The 19,426-nt window shown below is 60.1% G+C and carries 21 protein-coding genes; 16 read left to right on the top strand and 5 right to left on the bottom strand.

The features are described 5' to 3' along the window. The first annotated feature begins 78 nt into the window (after window positions 1–78). From ehuA to doeB, 9 genes are all read left to right on the top strand, one after another. A complete protein-coding gene (gene ehuA / locus C5L12_RS14720; RefSeq protein WP_105372806.1) occupies window positions 79–864 on the top strand; it encodes an ectoine/hydroxyectoine ABC transporter ATP-binding protein EhuA in 786 nt (261 codons plus the stop codon). A gap of 59 nt (window positions 865–923) precedes the next feature. Beyond that, a complete protein-coding gene (gene ehuB, locus C5L12_RS14715; protein ID WP_105372805.1) occupies window positions 924–1,775 on the top strand; it encodes an ectoine/hydroxyectoine ABC transporter substrate-binding protein EhuB in 852 nt (283 codons plus the stop codon). 103 nt (window positions 1,776–1,878) lie between these two features. Next, window positions 1,879–2,538, top strand: coding sequence for an ectoine/hydroxyectoine ABC transporter permease subunit EhuC (gene ehuC / locus C5L12_RS14710; RefSeq protein WP_105372804.1), 660 nt, complete (start codon window positions 1,879–1,881; stop codon window positions 2,536–2,538). A 2-nt stretch (window positions 2,539–2,540) separates the two neighbouring features. Beyond that, complete coding sequence (gene ehuD, locus C5L12_RS14705) at window positions 2,541–3,200, top strand: ectoine/hydroxyectoine ABC transporter permease subunit EhuD (protein WP_105372803.1); 660 nt, start codon at window positions 2,541–2,543, stop codon at window positions 3,198–3,200. A 1-nt stretch (window position 3,201) separates the two neighbouring features. Then, the gene (eutA, locus tag C5L12_RS14700; RefSeq protein WP_425350791.1) at window positions 3,202–3,978 is read left to right on the top strand and encodes an ectoine utilization protein EutA; all 777 of its coding nucleotides are present in this window, start codon (window positions 3,202–3,204) and stop codon (window positions 3,976–3,978) included. A 4-nt stretch (window positions 3,979–3,982) separates the two neighbouring features. After that, window positions 3,983–4,984, top strand: a complete 1,002-nt coding sequence (gene eutB, locus C5L12_RS14695; RefSeq protein WP_105372802.1) for a hydroxyectoine utilization dehydratase EutB — start codon at window positions 3,983–3,985, stop codon at window positions 4,982–4,984. Continuing rightward, the gene (gene eutC / locus C5L12_RS14690) at window positions 4,981–5,973 is read left to right on the top strand and encodes an ectoine utilization protein EutC (RefSeq protein WP_105372801.1); all 993 of its coding nucleotides are present in this window, start codon (window positions 4,981–4,983) and stop codon (window positions 5,971–5,973) included. The genes eutB and eutC overlap by 4 nt, the downstream gene beginning before the upstream one ends. A 34-nt stretch (window positions 5,974–6,007) precedes the next feature. After that, window positions 6,008–7,189: an ectoine hydrolase DoeA gene (gene doeA / locus C5L12_RS14685; protein WP_105372800.1), complete on the top strand. Its 1,182-nt coding sequence runs from the start codon at window positions 6,008–6,010 to the stop codon at window positions 7,187–7,189. Between the two features lie 7 nt (window positions 7,190–7,196). Further along, a complete protein-coding gene (gene doeB / locus C5L12_RS14680; protein WP_105372799.1) occupies window positions 7,197–8,216 on the top strand; it encodes a N(2)-acetyl-L-2,4-diaminobutanoate deacetylase DoeB in 1,020 nt (339 codons plus the stop codon). Window positions 8,217–8,254: 38 nt separating this feature from the next. Here the strand turns inward: doeB and C5L12_RS14675 are convergent, their stop codons facing one another. Beyond that, on the bottom strand, window positions 8,255–8,599 hold the full coding sequence (locus C5L12_RS14675) for a c-type cytochrome (RefSeq protein WP_245422919.1): 345 nt from the start codon (window positions 8,597–8,599) through the stop codon (window positions 8,255–8,257). Window positions 8,600–8,940: 341 nt separating this feature from the next. Between C5L12_RS14675 and fhuF the strand changes: the two genes are divergently transcribed. Continuing rightward, the gene (gene fhuF, locus C5L12_RS14670) at window positions 8,941–9,726 is read left to right on the top strand and encodes a siderophore-iron reductase FhuF (protein ID WP_105372797.1); all 786 of its coding nucleotides are present in this window, start codon (window positions 8,941–8,943) and stop codon (window positions 9,724–9,726) included. A 40-nt stretch (window positions 9,727–9,766) separates the two neighbouring features. On the opposite strand, the gene fahA is transcribed toward fhuF, so the two are convergent. Together fahA and hmgA are read right to left on the bottom strand one after the other, a co-directional pair. Further along, the gene (gene fahA / locus C5L12_RS14665; protein WP_105372796.1) at window positions 9,767–11,089 is read right to left on the bottom strand and encodes a fumarylacetoacetase; all 1,323 of its coding nucleotides are present in this window, start codon (window positions 11,087–11,089) and stop codon (window positions 9,767–9,769) included. A 7-nt stretch (window positions 11,090–11,096) separates the two neighbouring features. Further along, window positions 11,097–12,446: a homogentisate 1,2-dioxygenase gene (gene hmgA, locus C5L12_RS14660; protein WP_105372795.1), complete on the bottom strand. Its 1,350-nt coding sequence runs from the start codon at window positions 12,444–12,446 to the stop codon at window positions 11,097–11,099. A gap of 58 nt (window positions 12,447–12,504) precedes the next feature. Here hmgA and C5L12_RS14655 point away from each other — a divergent pair, with 58 nt between their 5' ends. Next, window positions 12,505–12,942 carry a MarR family winged helix-turn-helix transcriptional regulator gene (locus tag C5L12_RS14655; RefSeq protein WP_342588633.1) on the top strand — a complete coding sequence of 146 codons (438 nt, stop codon included), beginning with the start codon at window positions 12,505–12,507 and terminating at the stop codon, window positions 12,940–12,942. A gap of 20 nt (window positions 12,943–12,962) precedes the next feature. Here the strand turns inward: C5L12_RS14655 and C5L12_RS14650 are convergent, their stop codons facing one another. Next, window positions 12,963–13,433 (bottom strand): Lrp/AsnC family transcriptional regulator, encoded by a 471-nt coding sequence (locus C5L12_RS14650; RefSeq protein WP_105372913.1) that lies wholly within the window; start codon window positions 13,431–13,433, stop codon window positions 12,963–12,965. A 117-nt stretch (window positions 13,434–13,550) separates the two neighbouring features. Here C5L12_RS14650 and hppD point away from each other — a divergent pair, with 117 nt between their 5' ends. The 3 genes from hppD to maiA are packed head-to-tail and all read left to right on the top strand — an operon-like array spanning window position 13,551 to window position 15,731. Then, window positions 13,551–14,663: a 4-hydroxyphenylpyruvate dioxygenase gene (gene hppD, locus C5L12_RS14645; protein WP_105372794.1), complete on the top strand. Its 1,113-nt coding sequence runs from the start codon at window positions 13,551–13,553 to the stop codon at window positions 14,661–14,663. A 24-nt stretch (window positions 14,664–14,687) separates the two neighbouring features. Continuing rightward, entirely contained in the window at window positions 14,688–15,059 is a 372-nt protein-coding gene (locus C5L12_RS14640; protein WP_105372912.1) for a Rieske (2Fe-2S) protein, read from the top strand. 36 nt (window positions 15,060–15,095) lie between these two features. Further along, window positions 15,096–15,731, top strand: coding sequence for a maleylacetoacetate isomerase (maiA, locus tag C5L12_RS14635; protein ID WP_105372793.1), 636 nt, complete (start codon window positions 15,096–15,098; stop codon window positions 15,729–15,731). A 43-nt stretch (window positions 15,732–15,774) separates the two neighbouring features. Here the strand turns inward: maiA and C5L12_RS14630 are convergent, their stop codons facing one another. Then, window positions 15,775–16,503, bottom strand: a complete 729-nt coding sequence (locus C5L12_RS14630; RefSeq protein ID WP_105372792.1) for a response regulator — start codon at window positions 16,501–16,503, stop codon at window positions 15,775–15,777. A gap of 107 nt (window positions 16,504–16,610) precedes the next feature. On the opposite strand from C5L12_RS14630, the gene C5L12_RS14625 reads away from it, so the two are divergent. Beyond that, window positions 16,611–17,360: a Crp/Fnr family transcriptional regulator gene (locus C5L12_RS14625; RefSeq protein WP_105372791.1), complete on the top strand. Its 750-nt coding sequence runs from the start codon at window positions 16,611–16,613 to the stop codon at window positions 17,358–17,360. A 22-nt stretch (window positions 17,361–17,382) separates the two neighbouring features. Then, window positions 17,383–19,293 carry a hybrid sensor histidine kinase/response regulator gene (locus C5L12_RS14620; RefSeq protein WP_105372790.1) on the top strand — a complete coding sequence of 637 codons (1,911 nt, stop codon included), beginning with the start codon at window positions 17,383–17,385 and terminating at the stop codon, window positions 19,291–19,293. Window positions 19,294–19,426: the final 133 nt, after the last annotated feature.

Below are 19,426 nucleotides of genomic sequence, written 5' to 3'. Positions count from 1 at the left end.
TATTATATTATGAATTGACATGATTTCTTGAGGCCGTCATCGTTGGTGCATTGCTTGTCTCAACAGGGAGAGACATGAATGGCATCCCCTATCATCCGCATCGACAACATCGTGAAGAGATATGGTCCGCTCACCGTTCTCGACGGCTTGTCTATCAAGGTGATGCCTGGCGAAAAGCTGGCGTTGATCGGTCCGTCCGGTTCCGGCAAGACGACCATCCTGCGCATTCTGATGACGTTGGAAACGATCAGCGGGGGCCATATCGAGGTTGACGGCGAGCAGCTATATCACATGAGGAAGGGCGCGGACCTGATCTCTGCCGACGAGCGCCACCTGCATCGCATGCGCAAGAAGATCGGCATGGTCTTCCAGCACTTCAATCTGTTTCCGCACAAATGTGTGCTCGACAACATCACGCTCGCGCCGATGCTGACGCAGGGCGCGGGGCGCGCAGACGCGGAAAAGCGGGCGATGGAACTTCTGGACATGGTGGGCATGGCGGACAAGGCGAAGGCGGTGCCGGCCCAGCTTTCCGGCGGCCAGAAGCAACGCGTCGCGATCGCCCGGGCGCTCGCGCTCTCTCCGAAGATCATGCTGTTCGACGAGGTGACCTCGGCGCTCGATCCGGAACTCGTCGAAGAGGTATTGAACGTTATGCGGCGGCTGGCAGCCGAGACCGACATGACCATGCTTCTCGTAACGCATGAGATGGGTTTCGCTCACGATTTCGCCGATCGCGTCCTGTTTTTCGATCGCGGCAAGATCGTCGAAGAGGGGAGGCCGGAGGAGATTTTCCGAAACCCCAAGCAGGAGCGAACGCAGGGTTTTCTCCGCAAGATCATCGCGGCGGGGCACCGCGTCTGACCGCCTGGAGCGGTGACATTGCCCGAATAATAAATAGGAAAACCAGAGGAATTGGGACAATGAAGACAAGAATTCTCACGACCGCCGTCAGTATGGCAACGTTGCTTTCCATCGCAGCCGGGGTGCCTGCGTTCGCCGCTGACGACAAGCTGAACGATCTCAAGGAACAGGGCTTTGCCCGTATCGCCATCGCCAACGAGCCGCCCTATACGGCCGTCGGCGCCGACGGCAAGGTGTCGGGTGCCGCACCGGACGTCGCGCGCGTCATTTTCCAGCGCCTCGGCGTCAAGGAGGTCGTGGCCTCGATCTCCGAATATGGTGCGATGATCCCGGGCCTGCAGGCCGGCCGGCACGACGCCATTACCGCCGGTCTCTTCATGAAGCCGGAGCGCTGCAACGCGGTCGCCTATTCCGAGCCAATCCTCTGCGATGCGGAAGCTTTCGCCGTCAAGAAAGGCAACCCGCTGAAGCTCACGAGCTACAAGGACATTGCCGACAACACCAACGCGAAGATCGGGGCACCGGGCGGCGGCACCGAGGAGAAGCTCGCACTCCAGGCCGGCGTGCCGCGCGACCGTGTCATCGTGGTGCCCGACGGGCAGAGCGGCGTCAAGATGCTTCAGGACGGTCGTATCGACGTCTACTCGCTTCCGGTCCTTTCGATCCACGACCTCATGGACAAGGCCAAGGATCCAAACCTCGAAGTCGTCGCACCCGTCGTCGGAGCGCCGGTTTATTGTGATGGGGCGGCCTTCCGCAAGCAGGATGTGGCGCTTCGCGATGCCTTCGACGTGGAACTCAAGAAGCTGAAGGAATCCGGCGAGTTCGCCAAGCTCATCGAGCCCTACGGCTTCTCTGCCAAGGCCGCCATGTCGACGACCCGGGACAAGCAATGCACTGCCGCCCAGTAAGCTGCCGAGATCAGGTGGACGGAGCGGTCTATGTCCCGGTCCGCCACCGGTCACGGCCGAAGGCCGTCTCTGCACTGTATCGGATGATGGGAAGTTTTTGCTGATGTCGGTCTGGTCCGGCTATTTGACGCTGATCCTCGAGGGCGCGCTGGTGACGCTGAAGTTGACCGTCATGGGGTCGGCTCTGGCGCTGGTGATGGCTTTTCTGGCCGGGCTCGGCCGGCTCTCACGCTTCTTCGCCGTGAGGGCGCTTGCCACGACCTATATCGAGTTCTTCCGCGGTACTTCGATCTTCGTACAGCTCTTCTGGGTCTACTTCGTCCTGCCTTTTGCAGGCATCACGCTTACCCCGCTTCAGGCAGGCGTGCTTGCATTGGGGCTGAACGTCGGGGCTTATGGGGCCGAAGTCGTGCGCGGTGCCGTCAAGGCCGTTGGGCGCCAGCAGACCGAGGCCTGCGTGGCGCTCAATCTCTCGCGCTATCAGCGCATGCGCCATGTGATCCTGCCGCAGGCGCTGCCCCTGATGCTGCCGACCTTCTGCAACAATGCCATCGAGCTCTTGAAGGGAACCGCGGTCGTGTCGCTGATCTCGCTGACGGACCTGACTTTCCAGGCACAGGTCGTCCGCGCACAGACCGGCAACACACTCATTCCCTTCACCACGATCCTCTTCCTCTATTTCGTCATGGCGTGGGCGATTTCCACAGCCATGCGCTGGCTGGAGCGGCGGATGACGCGCGGTCTCGATGGCGTGAGGACCTGATCATGGAATGGGATTGGGATTTCGTTTGGCAGATCATGCCGACCCTTCTCGAAGGGTTCAAGATCACCATACTGGCGACCATTCTCGGTGCGCTGGTGGCTGCGGTAATCGGTCTCGCTCTCGCCATTGCGCGCCGTTCGCCGATCGCCGCGGTATCTCGCACGGTCGGCTTCGTCTCGGAATTCATCCGCGGCACGCCGCTTCTCGTACAGCTCTATTTCATATTCTATGTGCTGCCCGATATCGGCATCCGCCTGTCGCCGCTGGTTGCCGGCGTGATCGGTATCGGTGTGCATTACGCAACCTATACTGCAGAGGTCTACCGAGCCGGTATCGAAAACGTGCCGCGCGGCCAATGGGAGGCAGCCAACGCAACCAATCTCACCACGCGGCAGGCCTGGATACACGTCATCCTGCCGCAGGCCATTCCGCCGATGATCCCGGCGCTCGCAAACTATTTTATCGCGATGTTCAAGGAGACGCCGCTGCTTTCGGCGATCACCGTGCTGGAACTGATGAACCAGGCGAAGAGCATCGCCAACAGCAATTACCGCTACATCGAGCCGATGACATTGGTCGGCGTCTTTTTCCTCGCCGTCAGCCTGCTCTCGGTCGTCGGGCTGCGCTGGCTGGAGGAACGTTATGCCCGGATGGATGACTGATATGGTTCCTGTCGACATAAACCTCCATGGCCGAAAACCGCGGCTGGACGAGCGGCCGCTTGAAAAGCGGATCGGCCTCGTCATCCTGTCCACGGATCATACGACGGAGGTGGACTTCCAGCGCATGGTCGCAAGCGACCGCATCGGCGTCTACGTCAATCGCATCCCCTATGCCAATCCCACGACGCCCGAAAATCTCATGAAGATGCAGCCGGCGTTAAGCGAAGGCGCATCGCTCATTCTGCCCGACGAGCCGCTTGATGCCGTCATGTATTCCTGTACCTCCGCCTCCGTGGTGATCGGAGATGTCAGGATCGAGGAGGCGATACGTGCTGCCAAGCCGGGCGTTCCGGTCGTGACGCCGACTGCCGCGGCCGTAAGGGGACTGCGGGCGTTGGGCGCGCACAGTATCTCGATCCTGACCCCCTATACCGTCGAGACGAGCCGACCGATGGCCGATTATTTCGCCGGCCTCGGCTTCACGATCAACCGCTTCACCTGCCTTGGTTTCGAAGATGATCGCGAAATGGCTCGCATTGCTCCAGACGAGATCGTTTCGCTCGCCAGCGAAGCGATGGATCCGCAGTCGCAGTCGCTTTTCATCTCCTGTACCGCCGTCCGGGCCGCTCAAGTCGCGGGGCGCGTCGAAGCTGCGATAGGTAAGCCTGTGGTTACCAGTAATCTGGCCACTGCCTGGGCCTGTCTGCGCCTCTGCGGTGAAACCGCTTTGCGTCCAGAACTGGGCACGCTGATGACAAAACCCTATTCGGAGGGCTGAGTTCATGAGCGGGAAAACCTTGCCGGTTCGGCTTGACGATATCCGCGCCGCCTCGGCCCGGCTCGATGGTCGTGTACTCCGGACTCCGATGACGCAATCGGCAACGCTGAGGGAGCATATGGGCGTGCCGGTCCATCTGAAGCTGGAGCATCACCAGACCACCGGCAGCTTCAAATTGCGCGGCGCGACGAACGCCGTACTTTCCCTTTCTCGGAAAGAGCGGTCACGAGGGGTGGTGGCTGCTTCCACCGGCAATCACGGGCGGGCGCTCGCCTTTGCGGCCAAGGCAGAAGGCTCCGTCGCGACCGTCTGCATGTCGTCGCTCGTGCCGGAGAACAAGGTCTCGGAAATCCGCCGGCTAGGCGCCCATGTACGTATTGTCGGGCGCTCGCAGGACGAGGCGCAGGAGGAGGTGGAGAGACTGGTCGCGGAAGAGGGGCTGGTCATGGTGCCGCCCTTCGATCATCCGGCCATCGTCGCGGGGCAGGGCACGCTGGGCCTCGAGATCATCGAACAGTGCCCGGAGGTGGAAACCGTTCTGGTGCCGTTGTCCGGCGGGGGGCTTGCCGTTGGCGTTGCCGCTGCGGTGAAGGGCCTGAAACCATCGGTCCGGGTGATCGGCCTGACGATGGAGCGCGGAGCAGCGATGAAGGCGAGCCTCGACGCCGGCAGACCGGTGCTGGTCGAGGAGCTATCGAGCCTGGCGGATTCGCTCGGCGGCGGCATCGGTCTCGATAACCGCGTCACTTTCGCGATGTGTAGGGATCTTCTCGATGACGTCGTCCTTCTCTCCGAAGCGGAGATCGCGGCCGGCATGCGGCATGCCTATGCCGTCGAGCGCGAAGTAGTCGAAGGCGCCGCAGCCGTGGGCATCGCGGCGCTGTTGGCGGGCAAGGTCGCAAGTCGAGGCCCTGTCGTCACCATTCTCTCCGGCCGCAATATCGACATGGAGCAGCACCGGCGCGTGATCAACGGTGACATCTCCCATGGAAAGGATGCCGCATGAGCCGGATGGTAATTCTCACCGAAAGGGACCTGCGCAAACTTGTTCCGCTCGACGGCCAAGCGGTCGCCTGCGTTGAGGACGCATTTCGCGCGCTCGCCACCAAGCCTGTTGCCATGCCCCCCATCTTGCGCCTCGATATTCCCGAGCATCGAGGCGAGGTGGACGTAAAGACCGCCTATGTGCCCGGCCTGGAAGGTTTCGCCATCAAGATCAGCCCCGGGTTTTTCGACAATCCGAAGATCGGCTTGCCGAGCACAAACGGGATGATGGTCTTGTTGTCCAGTCGCACCGGTCTCGTTCAGGCGCTGTTGCTCGATAACGGTTATCTCACCGATGTCAGGACGGCAGCTGCCGGCGCGGTGGCCGCCAGGCACCTTTCGCGTCCGGACTCGAGCATTGCGGCGATCTTCGGAGCAGGCATGCAGGCGCGCCTTCAGCTGGAGGCTCTGACGCTGGTCCGCCCGATCCGGGAGGCGCGCATCTGGGCGCGCGATATGGCAAAGGCCGAAGCCGCTGCGACCGAGCTGGCCGCCAAGCTCGACTTTCCTATCCGCGCTGAAGCCGACCCTCAGGCCGCCGTCGCCGGGGCCGATATCATCGTTACCACGACGCCGTCCGAAACGCCGATCCTGAGGGCCGACTGGCTTCGGTCAGGTCAGCACGTGACTGCCATGGGCTCGGATGCCGAGCACAAGAACGAGGTCGAGCCGACGGCGATCGCCAAGATCGACGTCTATGTCGCCGATAGCCTCAAACAGACCAGGCGGCTGGGGGAACTGCATCACGCGATCGCGGCCGGGCTGGTTTCAGAGGATGCAGTGTTCCCGCAGCTAGGCGACGTCGTCGCCGGTCTCCATCAAGGCCGCGAGAACCCCGGACAGATCACACTCGCTGACCTCACCGGCACGGGGATCCAGGACACCGCCATCGCCACGCTTGCCTTCGCGCGAGCGGATGCCGCCGGCGCTGGCATCACATTCGAAAGCTGAGCCGGTCTTGCACCGGATAATGAAGGGAAGAAACATGACCCAGCCCAATCTCAAATTCTCACTTGGCGAATATGCTGCACGGCTGGAAAAGACACGGCGCGCTATGGAGGTAAAGGGGATCGATCTTCTGATCATCAGCGACCCCTCTAACATGGCCTGGCTGACGGGTTATGACGGCTGGTCTTTCTATGTGCATCAGGCGGTCATCGTGCCGCCATCCGGCGAGCCGATCTGGTTCGGTCGAGGTCAAGATGCCAATGGCGCCAAGCTGACCGCCTATCTCCGCCACGAAAACATCGTCGGGTATCCGGACCACTACGTTCAGTCGACCGAGCGGCATCCGATGGACTATCTCTCCGGTATCCTGACCGACCGCGGCTTGGGCAAATTGACTGTCGGCGTCGAGATGGACAATTACTGGTTCTCGGCTGCTGCCTTCGCATCGCTCACGAAGCACCTGCCGAACGCCCGGTTCGTGGATGCGACCGCGCTCGTCAACTGGCAGCGCGCGGTGAAAAGCGAAACCGAGATCAAATATATGCGCAATGCAGCCCGCATCGTCGAGGCGATGCATGCGCGGATCTTCGACAAAATCGAGGTCGGCATGCGCAAATGCGACCTCGTCGCCGAAATCTATGACGCCGGCACGCGCGGCGTCGACGGTATCGGCGGCGATTATCCGGCGATCGTGCCGCTGCTGCCGTCGGGCGTGGAAGCCTCGGCGCCGCATCTGACCTGGGACGACCGGCCGATGAAGGAGGGCGAGGGCACCTTCTTCGAGATCGCCGGCTGCTATAATCGCTATCACGTGCCGCTCTCGCGAACGGTGTTTCTGGGCAAGCCGACGCAAGCCTTTCTCGATGCCGAAAAAGCGACGCTGGAGGGCATGGCGGCGGGCCTTGCGGTGGCTAAACCCGGCAATACTTGCGAGGATATTGCCAATGCCTTCTTTGGCGTCTTGAAGAAGTACGGGATCGTCAAGGACAACCGAACCGGTTACCCGATCGGTCTTTCCTATCCGCCGGACTGGGGCGAGCGCACCATGAGCCTGCGCCCCGGCGACCGCACCGAGCTCAGACCTGGCATGACCTTCCATTTCATGACCGGCCTGTGGCTGGAAGACATGGGCTTTGAGACGACGGAGAGCATTCTCATTACCGAGACCGGCGTCGAATGCCTGGCGAACGTGCCGCGCAAGCTGATGGTTAAGGACTGAGACGGTGATGAGCGAGACAGCTTTGCGGCCCTCGCCGATCAGCCCGACGGTGGATTTCGATGCCGAGGGTGTGCAGCACGGTTTCCTGCGGCTGCCCTACAGCCGCGACGACTCCGCCTGGGGATCGGTGATGATCCCAGTAACGGTGATCCGCAACGGCAAGGGGCCGACCGCGCTCCTGACAGGCGGCAATCACGGCGATGAGTACGAAGGACCGATCGCGCTCTTCGATCTCGCGCGCAGCCTGAAGGTGGAGGATGTAAGTGGCACGGTCATCATCGTCCCGGCAATGAACTACCCAGCCTTCCTGACCGGCACGCGCACTTCGCCGATCGATAAGGGCAATCTGAACCGCAGCTTTCCCGGCCGCCCGGACGGGACGGTGACGCAGAAGATCGCCGATTATTTTCAGCGCGAACTGCTGCCGCGCGCCGATATCATACTGGATTTCCATTCGGGCGGCAGGACGCTGGATTTCCTGCCCTTCTGCGCCGCTCACATCCTGCCTGACAAAGAGCAGGAGAAAAAAGCCTTCGAGCTGGTGAAGGCGTTTTCCGCACCCTATTCGATGAAGATGCTCGAAATCGACGCCGTCGGCATGTACGACACGGCCGCCGAGGAGATGGGCAAGGTCTTCATCACGACGGAACTTGGCGGCGGCGGCACGGCAACGGCGAAAACCGCAGGCATCGCCAAACGCGGCGTCATGAACGTGCTGCGCCATGCCGGCATCGTCGCGGGCAGGTTCGACGTCGGATCGACGACCTGGCTCGATATGCCGGGCGGCGATTGTTTCGTGTTCGCTGAAGAGGACGGGCTGATCGAGTTCACCTTCGACCTCGCAGACCAGGTCCAAGAAGGTGCCGTGGTGGCCCGTATCTACCCGACCGGAAGGACCGGCGCTGCGCCGCGCGAGATTCATGCAAAAATGAATGGCATCCTGTGCGCCCGGCATTTTCCGGGACTAGTCAAGGCGGGCGATTGCGTGGCGGTGATTGCCGCCGTCGTCAGTCATAGTTCGGATTGACGTTAAAGGCGAAGTGATTGCCGCGTTTTCCTGCGGCTCTATTTCGGGAACTGCTTGATATAGGCAATGACATTGGCGATGTCTTCGTCCGCCTTGAGGCCGACGAATGCCATTTTCGTTCCCTTGATCGTGCCCTTGGGATCACGAAGGTATGTGGCAAGCGTTGCCTCATCCCAGACGGTGCCATTCTTGCCGGCATCGACCATGGCGCTGGAATACTTGAAGTCGCCGAGCGTTCCGGCAGTTCTACCGATCACTCCCTTCAACGACGGACCGACTTTGTTTTGATCCGTATCGACGACGTGACAGGCCTTGCATTTGGCGAAAACTTTTTCGCCGGCGGCGGCGTCCTGACAGTGGGCGTGAGTCACGGTCATAATCATCACGCCAAGTGCGCCGAGGCAAACATTGAAATACATGTCATTTCTCCCAAAGGTCGAGCCTTGACAGGCGGGCAGCCATGACTGCCGGCTCTCCCAATAATTCAAGTAGCCCTGGGAAAAGGCAAGTCAACATAGTTCCGAGGTTGCAGCCGCAGTGGCGCAGGCGACCCTACCTCGCAGCAGAGGTCCAAAATCTGTCTGTTTTAAATATGATAAATTCACTCATCTTACATTGACATCGCCGACTGCGTTCTTTAGTTCCTCCTGGAAATGAAGCAGGGCGGTGGGTTTCCGTGCGGCCAGTGCTGAACACAGCCGGCCCGAAACATCGATTGTGACGAATGGCAGGAGATGCGAGCGGAGAGGTCTCGACTTCGAACGGCAAGGAAGGTTTCATCGCCAACCCGGCCTTCGACCTCGACAGACTGGTGGAAAAGAGCCCGTTCTCCTACTGCCGCGGCAAGCTCCTGCGAACATCCACGGGATCTGGATCCGTCATTCCCTGCAGCGATCTGCGGGAAGCGGCGACGCTGAACGATGTTATCTCCCGATATGCCAGCAAGTTTCCCGGCAGCGACCGGCGCGCCGTCGTGTCGATGTGGACGCTTTATTATTTCAGCATCCTTACCGTGGCGCCGTGTGTGCATCTCTTCGCTCACCGGATCGGATTGCCTTTGGGGCTCAGCCAGGTTTCGATAGTCTGCAACGAAGATACGGCCGAGCCTGAAGCCTTTCTGATGACGGCTGATACATTCACCGCGGCTGATCCGGGCGCCGAGCTTCACAATCTCTTGCTCGGGCATGTCGAGCCTCTTGTCGAAGCGATCGCAGCCCATGCTGTCGTGGCGCCGAAGCTTCTCTGGAACAACGTGGCCGCTTATCTTGCCTGGATACTCAAGGAAATCGCCTATAAGCACAGCCGCGAATTGGTCGAGGACGGTTTGGCGCTGCTTGATGAGCCGATCTGGCCGGACGGGCGCCGAAATCCCATGCATGGGATGATCCGCATCGCGCGGCAACAATGTGGACTGGAATTTTCGCGCCGGAAAATTTGCTGCCTTCGTTACAACCTTCCAGGTGTCGGCGGATGCGGTGAGGCTTGCCCGGTACCGGACGGCCGCCAGTAGGTCGGATCACACCGGCCTTAGAAGAGGCATCAGCAAAACCTCAGCTCCGCAGGGTGTGAAGGGCAGGCAGCACCTTTCCCCTGCATGAACCGAAGCCGATGGTGACATAGCCGTCACGGCGGACGCGGGCGGTGAAAACAACTTCGTCACCGTCTTCCAGGAACAGCCGCTCTTCGCCCGAAGCGAGGCGGATCGGCGACTTGCCGCCTTCAGTCGCTTCCAGAAGGCTGCCGGCGGCTGCGAGATCCGGCCCTGATATCGTACCGGAACCGAGAAGATCGCCCGGCTGCAGATTGCAGCCGCCGCTCGCGTGATGAGTGATCATCTGGGCTACCGTCCAGTACATATGGCGGGTGTTCGACAGCGCGAGCCGATGCGGCGGGAGGCCTTTTCGAGACAGTCCTTCCGTCATGACAGCAACCTCCAGCTCCAGATCGATTGCCCCCTGACGCTGGTCCTGCTCATCGAACAAATAGGGCAGGGGTTGGGGGTCGCCTTCCTCTCTCGGTGTCTGGGCGATGCGGAAGGGTGCCAGCGCTTCGGGTGAGACCACCCAAGGTGAGATCGTCGAGGCGAAATTCTTGGCGAGGAAGGGGCCGAGCGGCTGATATTCCCAAGCCTGGATATCGCGCGCCGACCAGTCGTTGAGGAGACAGAAGCCTGCAATATGTTCGGCGGCGTCGCCGATCGCAATGGGCTCTCCAAGAGCATTGCCGGGCCCGACGAAAACGCCGATTTCCAGCTCGTAATCCAGTCTGCGGCTCGGCCCATAGGTCGGGGCCTCGGCATCGGGAGTTTTCGTCTGACCGTTCGGCCGGCGGATCGCCGTGCCCGAGGCAAGGATCGAAGAGGCGCGGCCATGATAACCGATCGGGACGTGCTTGTAGTTTGGCAGGAGCGGATTGTCGGGCCGGAAGAGCTGCCCGACATGCATTGCATGATGGATGCCGACATAGAAATCGGTGTAGTCGCCGATCCGAGCCGGCAGATGCATGGCGCAATCGGAGGATTGGTGGAGGCAGGCTTCGACCTGCGGCCGTTCGGAGGAATCGGCCGCAAGCAGGGCCGAAACGCGACGGCGGAGCGCTATGCGGGCAGATGTACCCAGCCCAAGGAACGCATTCAGCTCCGAAGCGGCCGCCGTCTCGGCCGCCTCTTGCGCCTCTCCTTGGAAAAGGTCCGATTGCAGCGCGAGGCCGATATCGAAAATCGCATCGCCGATAGCGATGCCGCCCCGGCGCTCGGCTCTGCCGCGGCTGAAGATACCGATCGGCAAGTTCTGGATCGGAAAATCGGGGTGACCGTTTGCCGTGGCCACGAAACTCCTAAGCTTCGGAGCGTGCGTTTCATCGAGAATGGACATATCGGCCTCAGCGCCTGTTCGGATCAAAATGTTTCGCAAGACTCTTGCCGTAGGCGGTGTAATCCTTCTGCAGGCAAGGTGTTTCGGCGGCAAAAGCGGTCACCCGCTGGGGAAAACGCGTCTCGAACATGAAGGCCATCGTGCCTTCCAGTCTGTGGGGCTTGAGCTCGACCTTGCTCGCCCTCTCGAAAGCATCCACGTCGGGCCCGTGCGGCAGCATGGTGTTGTGCAGCGAGGCGCCTCCGGGCACGAAGCCGCCACCGGTCTTGGCATCGTACTGGCCGTAGACGAGGCCCATGAACTCGCTCATGACGTTCATGTGGTACCACGGCGGGCGGAACGTGCTTTCGGCGACGAGCCAGCGGTCGGAAAAGAGCACGAAGTCGATATTCGCCGTCCCGGGCGTTTCGGAAGGCGAGGTCAGGACGGTGAAGATCGACGGGTCGGCATGGTCGTAAAGCACTGGACCGACCGGCGAATAACGTCGGAGATCGTATTTGTAGGGCGCGTAATTGCCATGCCAGGCGACTACATCGAGGGGCGAATGCTCAATCTCTGCGGCCCAGAGGCTGCCCCCCCATTTCACGAAAAGTCTCGACGGGGCGTCTCTATCCTCATAGGCCGCCACCGGCGTGAGAAAGTCGCGCGGGTTGGCCATGCAATTGGCACCGATCGGACCTCGTTCCGGCAGCGTGAACGCACCGCCGTAATTCTCACAGAGATAACCGCGAGCCGACGTGCCACGCAGTTCGACGCGGATCTTCACGCCACGCGGAATGACGGCAATTTCGCCGGGCTCGATGTCAATGATACCGAACTCCGTCCAAAGGCGCAGTTCTCCCTGCTGTTGCACGAACAGCATTTCCCCGTCGGCATTGTAGAAATACTCGTCCACCATGGAGCGGGTCACGAGATAGACGTGAGCGCCCATGCCGCCATGGGCACCGCTGTCGCCTGCCGTTGTCAGGGTGCGTATGCCCTCGATGAAGGATAGCGGTTCGGGCGGAAACGGAATGGGGTCCCAGCGAAGCGGGCCGACCGGCAGTTCCGCCTCGGGCGCCGGCGCTGTGCGCCAAAGACCCTGATCGATCTTCTCGAAGCTGCCCCAATGGGCCACGGTTGGCCGAATGCGATAAAGCCACGACCGTTCATTGGTGGTACGGGGCGCCGTGAAGGGTGAACCGGAGAGTTGTTCCGCATACAGCCCATAGGCGCATTTCTGCGGCGAGTTTCTGCCCAACGGCAGTGCGCCCACAAGCGCCTCGGTTTCGAAGCCGTTTCCGAAACCGGACATGTAATCGGCCTGGATCGCCGATTGTTCTGCACCCTTAGGGGCGGCGGAAGGCTGAATATTCATGGCGTGTCCTCCATCACGAAATTAGTTGCAAAAGTAACCATCGATTTTGTAACTATCAATGATGACAAAACTCGCCCTTGAGCATTTTCTTCCCTACAGGCTTGCCCGCATCGGGACGGTCGTCTCGCAGGAGTTCCGCGAGATCTACGGCCGCGACTATGACCTGACGATCCCGGAGTGGCGGGTTCTCGCAACGCTTGGCCAATTTGGAGAGATGGGCGCCAAAGCCATTGGCCGGCATTCGTTCATGCACAAGACCAAGGTCAGCCGGGCGGTGCGCGCTTTAGAAGAAAGGCGCTGGCTGAAGCGGCGGGAGAGCTTGGAGGATCGCCGCGAGGAAGTGCTTGCCCTGACGCCCCAGGGGCTCACAGCCTACGAAAATATCGTGCCGAGCGCGCTTGCCTACGAGGAGAAGCTGCTCTGCTCCCTGGGCATTCATGCCCAGGCACTTCTCGATGCCTTGGATGCCTTGGAGCGCGTGAAGAAGATGAATTAAGCCGCGGCCGCGTTACAGAGTCAGCCGAGTGGCAATCCTTGCTCGTCCTTGAGGCGCATCAGCACGATCTCCGAGCGAACCTGCGCCACCTGCGGATGCGGCAGCAGGGTCCGGTGGATGAAATCCGCAAAGGCAGCAAGGTCCCGCGCAAGGATGATGAGCACGTAGTCCGCATCCCCTGAGACGGAATAGGCTTGCCGAACCTCGTTGTGCCGGGACAGAAATTCTGCAAAGGACTCGGCGTTCTTCTCGCTATGGGTGGAAAGATTGACGCGGGTGATGGCCCGCAATCCAAACCCAAGCGCTTCAGGCGCCAACTGCGCCGAATAACCCGTAATGATGCCATCTGCCTCCATCCGGGCTCGCCGCCGTGAGCATTGCGAAGCCGAAAGGTTGACGATGCCGGCGATCTCCGCATTGGTCAGTGCGGCATTGCGCTGCAATGCATTGAGAATGGCCTTGTCAAACGTATCCAGGGAAGTTTCGTGCATGATACCCCTCGCAGATGCATAAATCGTGCAAAGGATGACCGGAGGCTCCTCATTTTGCAAGGACATTGCAGGCCGAAATCGGCAAGCTTTCTTCATCAAGCAATGGAGGAGAATTGCATGGGCCCGTTCCCGCACGACGCGCCGAAGGCGGAGATCAGCGCTGCCAATCCCGCAGGTACCGATGGATTCGAGTTCGTGGAATTTGCCCATCCTGAGCCGGAGAAGCTGGATACGCTCTTCCGGCAGATGGGCTTCACGCCGGTCGCCAGACATCGCGAAAAAGATGTCGTTCTCTACCGGCAAGGCGACATCAACTACCTGCTCAACCGCCAATCCGACAGCCATGCTTCGGCCTTTGTTGCCCAGCATGGCCCATGTGCACCCGCCATGGCTTGGCGCGTGGTCGATGCAAAGCACGCTCTCAAAAGAGCCGTCGATCTCGGAGCCACGGAATACACCGGCGAAGGCAAGTCGCTGGACGTACCGGCCGTCATCGGCATCGGCGGTTCGCTGCTCTACTTCGTCGAGACCTACGGTGATGATGGAAGCTGCTATTCCGCCGAATTCGAATGGCTTGGCGAGGAAAATCCGAAGCCGGAGGGGGTTGGCTTCTACTACCTCGATCACCTGACCCACAACGTCGTGCGTGGCAACATGGACACCTGGTACAAATTCTACCACGACACGTTCAATTTTCGAGAAATCCGCTATTTTGACATCGCCGGCAAGATGACCGGCCTGACGAGCCGGGCGCTGACGTCACCCGACGGCAAGATCCGGATTCCGATCAACGAAAGCTCCGATGATCGCAGCCAGATCGAGGAATATCTGCGCGAATACAAGGGCGAGGGCATTCAGCATATCGCCGTCGCCACCAACGATATTTACGCCAGCACGGATGCGGTCGCGGCTAATGGCCTCGAATTCATGCCGGGACCGCCGGACATCTACTATGAGAAGTCGAAGTCAAGGGTAAAGGATCACCAGGAGCCGCTCGATAAGCTCAAGCGGCGCGGCATCCTCATCGACGGCGAAGGTGTCGTGGGCGGCGGAGAGACGCGCGTCCTGCTCCAGATCTTTTCGAAAACCGTCATCGGCCCGATCTTCTTCGAGTTCATTCAGCGCAAGGGTGACGACGGCTTCGGCGAGGGCAACTTCAAGGCGCTCTTCGAATCGATCGAGGAAGACCAGATCCGGCGCGGGGTTCTGAAGGTCGATGCGGCCGAATGATCTTGGTTTTGGGTGCCGCGGCAGATGAGTGATGGGTGGCGCTCCTATTCGAGTGCGCCGGAGACCGGCGCGCTCGTCTGTGCTTCCTCCGAGATCGACGAGGGCGTCGCCCGCTGCCTATCAGTGCAGACGGAGAGAGGCATCTTTCCGCTTCTGCTGGTGCGGAAGTCCGGTCGCGTGCGGGCCTTCGTTAACGCCTGTCCGCACCAGTATCTTCCGCTCGACTACCGATCCGATTCTGTTCTTTCCGCCGACGGTGCGCGGTTCCTGTGTTCAGCGCACGGGGCCGCCTTCGATGTGACAACCGGTGCCTGCCTTTCCGGTGATGCGGCAGAGGGGCTCGATCCCGTGCCCATCGCGGAAGATGCGAATGGCAATTTGCGGATCGGAGCCTAGATTGAGGACTTCGTCACGAGATATATGAGGGTACGAATGACAGACGCCGTCCTTTATGATTACTGGCGTTCGTCGGCGAGCTACCGGCTGCGGATTGCGCTCAATATGCTGGCCGAACCCTTTGTCACGGTACCCATCGACCTGCTCGCAAAGGCCCACAGATCCGAAGAATATCTGCGGCGCAATCCGCAGGGACTGGTGCCGGTACTGGAGATCGACGGGCACAGCTTTACGCAGTCACTGGCGGTGATCGAATATCTGGATGAAACGCGCGGAGGAGCTTTCTTGCCTGACGATCCCGTCGGGCGGCAGCGGGTGAGGGCGCTCTCCTATATCATCGCCATGGAGATCCACCCCGTCTGCAATCTGCATGTCGTGGCGCATGTGATGTCTCTGACTGACGGTGCGGAGGAAACGCGAAAAGCCTGGATGCAGAAGTTCATCCATGAGGGGCTTGGCGCGTTCGAAACGTTGCTGGATTCGCCGTCGACCGGAGCGTTTTGCCATGGCGATCGACCGACCATGGCCGATATCTGCCTTGTGCCCCAGATCTACAACGCGCGACGATGGGACGTGGAGCTTTCCGGATTCCAAAAGGTTGTGGAAATTGCCGACCGTTGCGCGAAGTTGGCGCCTTTTATTGCAGCACATCCGGACAAGGCGGCGCGTTGACGATGGGCCAAGTCCCTTTCGAGGGGCTGCGTGAAGCACGGTATCATTCGATCTTGCCGGTGAAGATATAGCCGACGCCACGAACGGCCTTGATCAATTGAGGATTGCTGGCGTCTGCCTCGATCTTTCTGCGCAGCCGGACGATTTGTGCGTCGATGGTGCGATCAAATGCCTCAAGCTGACGCCCTCTGGTGGAATCCATTAGGAAATCCCGCGTCAGCACCCGCCCGGCATTCTGCAGGAAGGCTGCCAGCATGTCGAATTCGCCCGTCGTCAGATCGACTTCCGAAGCATCAGGCGCCAGAAGCTGCCGCCGGGAAAGATTGAGGCTCCATCCTTCGAAACGGATGATCTTGTCTTCGTTGGCTTCCGGCTTGGAGGTACCAGGCTGGCGGCGCCTGAGAATCGATTTCAGCCGCGCATGCACCTCGCGCAGATGAAAGGGCTTGGCGATATAATCGTCGGCTCCGATCTCGATGCCGATGATCCGGTCCACCACATCATCGCGTCCCGTCAGCATCATGATCGGCACATCCGAGTGGCTCCGAACCTCGCGAGCGAGATCAAGACCGTCCTGCCCGCCGGGAAGCGAAAGATCGAGCAGGATGATATCAATCTCTTTCTGCCGGAGTTGAACCTTCATTTCGGTGCCGTCGCCAGCCGTGCTTACGAGATATCCTTCATCCTCGAAATATCGGATGAGCATCTGACGGATCCGAGGGTCGTCGTCGACGACGAGGATGTGTGCGGCAGTGGATGAAAGCAGGGTCATGGGGTTGTTACAGTCTGTTACCAAATAGAACCATGTTTCACCGGGTTAGCATTCGCGTGTTACCCGGATTTGGTCAATTGAGCCCATCCGCAGATGGAGGCAGGGCCATGTTCGTTACCAGCAATCGCATTTATAAAGACGCGTTCGCAACAACAATTGACGATAGTGGCCCAAACTCCCTGCGCACGCTGTTCGCGAAGCAGCCGGCTGAACATCTGGCGCCCGGCCAAGCGCTGTTCTTCGAAGGCGATCAAGCAAAACATGTCTTCGATGTGCTTGAAGGTACATTGCGAATCTATCGCATCATAGCGGATGGGCGTCGTGTCATCACGGGGTTCCTCGATGCGGGGGACATGGTTGGCGTTTCTTTGCGAGGAAATTATCTCTATAGCGCAGAGGCGATCACCTCTGCCAAGGTTCGCCGTCTCACCCGCAAGACATTCGACGCGGCCGTGTCGGATTCAGCAGAACTTCGGCCGCAGGTGCTGGCCCATGTTTGCGACGAAATGGCTGCTGCCCAAGATCAGATGGTTCTTCTGTCCAGCAAAAATGCCGAGGAAAGGGTCTGCACTTTCCTCCAGAAGCGGTTGAAACGATCCATTGCCGAGGGCGCAATGAAGCGGATTGTCGACTTGCCGATGACACGTCAGGACATGGCGGACTATCTGGGGCTTACGATCGAGACGGTTTCGCGTACAATCACGAAACTGGCCGGCAAGGGAATCGTGGCTGCCGCCGGGCGGCATTCGTTGCAGATTACAAAGCCCTCCGCCCTTGCGCATCTCGCCGGAGACGGCGATGAATACGAGGACAGCAGGCGGGATTTCGACGGTCATGGTGAACGTCGCCGCCACTAGCGGCACCGCTCACGGAAGAGAAATGATTTCGAATACGCATACCGACAGCACCACCGAAACCGAGCTCGATGCCGTCGCCCGCCTTCTCGATGATGCAAACCTCATCATTCACGGCCTGGATGGCGTCATCACCCGCTGGACCGCCGGATGTGCGAACCTCTATGGCTGGACGGCCGAGGAAGCGATCGGAAAAGTGGTGCAAGAGTTACTGGCCACGGAATTTCCAGAGCCTCTGGATTCGATTCGGCAGCAGGTTCTGGAGACGCAATCCTGGGAAGGTGAGGTCGTTCACCAGCACAAGAACGGCCAGCGTATCTTCGTGGCGACGCGTTGGGTTGCGCTCAACAGTGAACAGGCCGTCATCATCCAGACAAACAACGATGTGACGGACATGCGGAGGGTGCAGAACGATCTGGCGGGGCGAGAGGCGCATCTGCGCTCGATTCTCGACACCGTGCCCGAAGCTATGGTGGTGATCAACGAGGTTGGCATCATCTCCTCTTTCAGCGCGGCTGCGGAGAGACTTTTTGGCTATTCGGCGGATGAAGTCTGCGGGCGCAATGTCAAGATGCTGATGCCGTCGCCGGACAGGGAGGCTCATGATGGTTATCTCTCTCGATATCTCACCACGGGCGAACGCCGTATCATCGGTTATGGCCGAGTGGTCACGGGGCAACGGAAGGATGGGTCGGTATTTCCAATGGAACTTGCAGTAGGCGAGGCCCTTACAGGCGGCGAACGGATTTTCACAGGCTTCATCCGGGATCTCACCAGCCGTCACAAGATCGAGGAAGAGCTGCGGCAATCGCAGAAGATGGAGGCTATCGGCCAGCTTACCGGCGGGCTGGCGCACGACTTCAACAATCTGCTCACCGTCATCAGCGGTAATCTCGAGATGATCGAAAACAAGCTGGCCGACGAAAAACTACTCGTGCTGTTGCGCGAAGCGCAGGACGCCGCCGACGATGGTGCCAAGCTGACGGGACAGTTGCTGGCTTTCGGGCGACGCCAACCGCTCAACCCGAAGCTTGTCGACATTGGGCAGCTGGTAACCGGTTTCTCCGACCTTCTGCGCCGCACGCTCGGGGAAACGATCGAGTTCCGGACCGTCGTAACGGGTGCTTCCAACGAAGCCCTTGTCGATGCGTCGCAATTGCAGAACGCGCTTCTCAACCTCACGCTGAATGCGAGAGACGCAATGCCGAAGGGCGGAAAGCTGACCATCGAGATATCCCGGGTCAAGCTGGATGTCGATTATGCCCAGATGTATCCCCATGTGCGAACCGGCGATTATGTCCTGATTTCGGTGACCGATACCGGTATGGGCATGACCCCGGAGGTGAAGGAAAAAGCGTTCGAGCCGTTCTTCACGACCAAGGGTGTGGGGGCCGGCACTGGGCTTGGCCTCAGCATGGTCTACGGCTTCGCCAAGCAGTCGGGCGGCAACATCCAGCTCTACAGCGAGCCGGGTCAGGGCACGAGCGTCAGGATTTTCCTGCACGCCGCTCAGAAGGACGTAATAGCTGCTTCGAGCAATGAGGATGTGTCGCGCCCGGCGCCAATTCCGGGCGGTACGGAGAAAATTCTGGTGGTTGAGGACGACCCGCGCGTTCGCCGCGTCGCCATTTCCCGCCTGACCGATTTCGGCTACCAGGTGGTCGAAGCTGCAAACGGCAAGGAGGCGCTCGAACAGCTCGAACGCCATGACAATATCGCGTTGCTCTTTACCGATATCGTCATGCCGGGCGGGATCACTGGCGACGAACTCGCGCAAAGGGTAAGAGAGGAGCGGCCGAACATGAAAGTCCTGTTCACGTCCGGCTATGCCGAGCCCGCCATCGCCGGCCGCGAGCTTGCCCAATCCGGAAGCTGGCTCAAAAAGCCCTATACGGCGAGAGAGCTTGCAACGCGGCTGCGACAGCTTCTGGATTGAAAGAGGCGGTAAAGGGATGCCGTCTCACGTCGGCGGTCAGCAATCGAAAAGACCCAGGCGGTTCCGCCATTCCTGACGATAGGCGCCTAATCCCGGCAGAATGCCCTGATATCTCGTGGAGGGGGTTTCGGGG

The organism is Neorhizobium huautlense, from assembly GCF_002968575.1.
In the GTDB taxonomy this organism is placed as follows: domain Bacteria; phylum Pseudomonadota; class Alphaproteobacteria; order Rhizobiales; family Rhizobiaceae; genus Neorhizobium; species Neorhizobium huautlense.
Note: the sequence above shows the minus strand (reverse complement) of the source record. Positions and strands in the feature narration are given on the sequence as shown.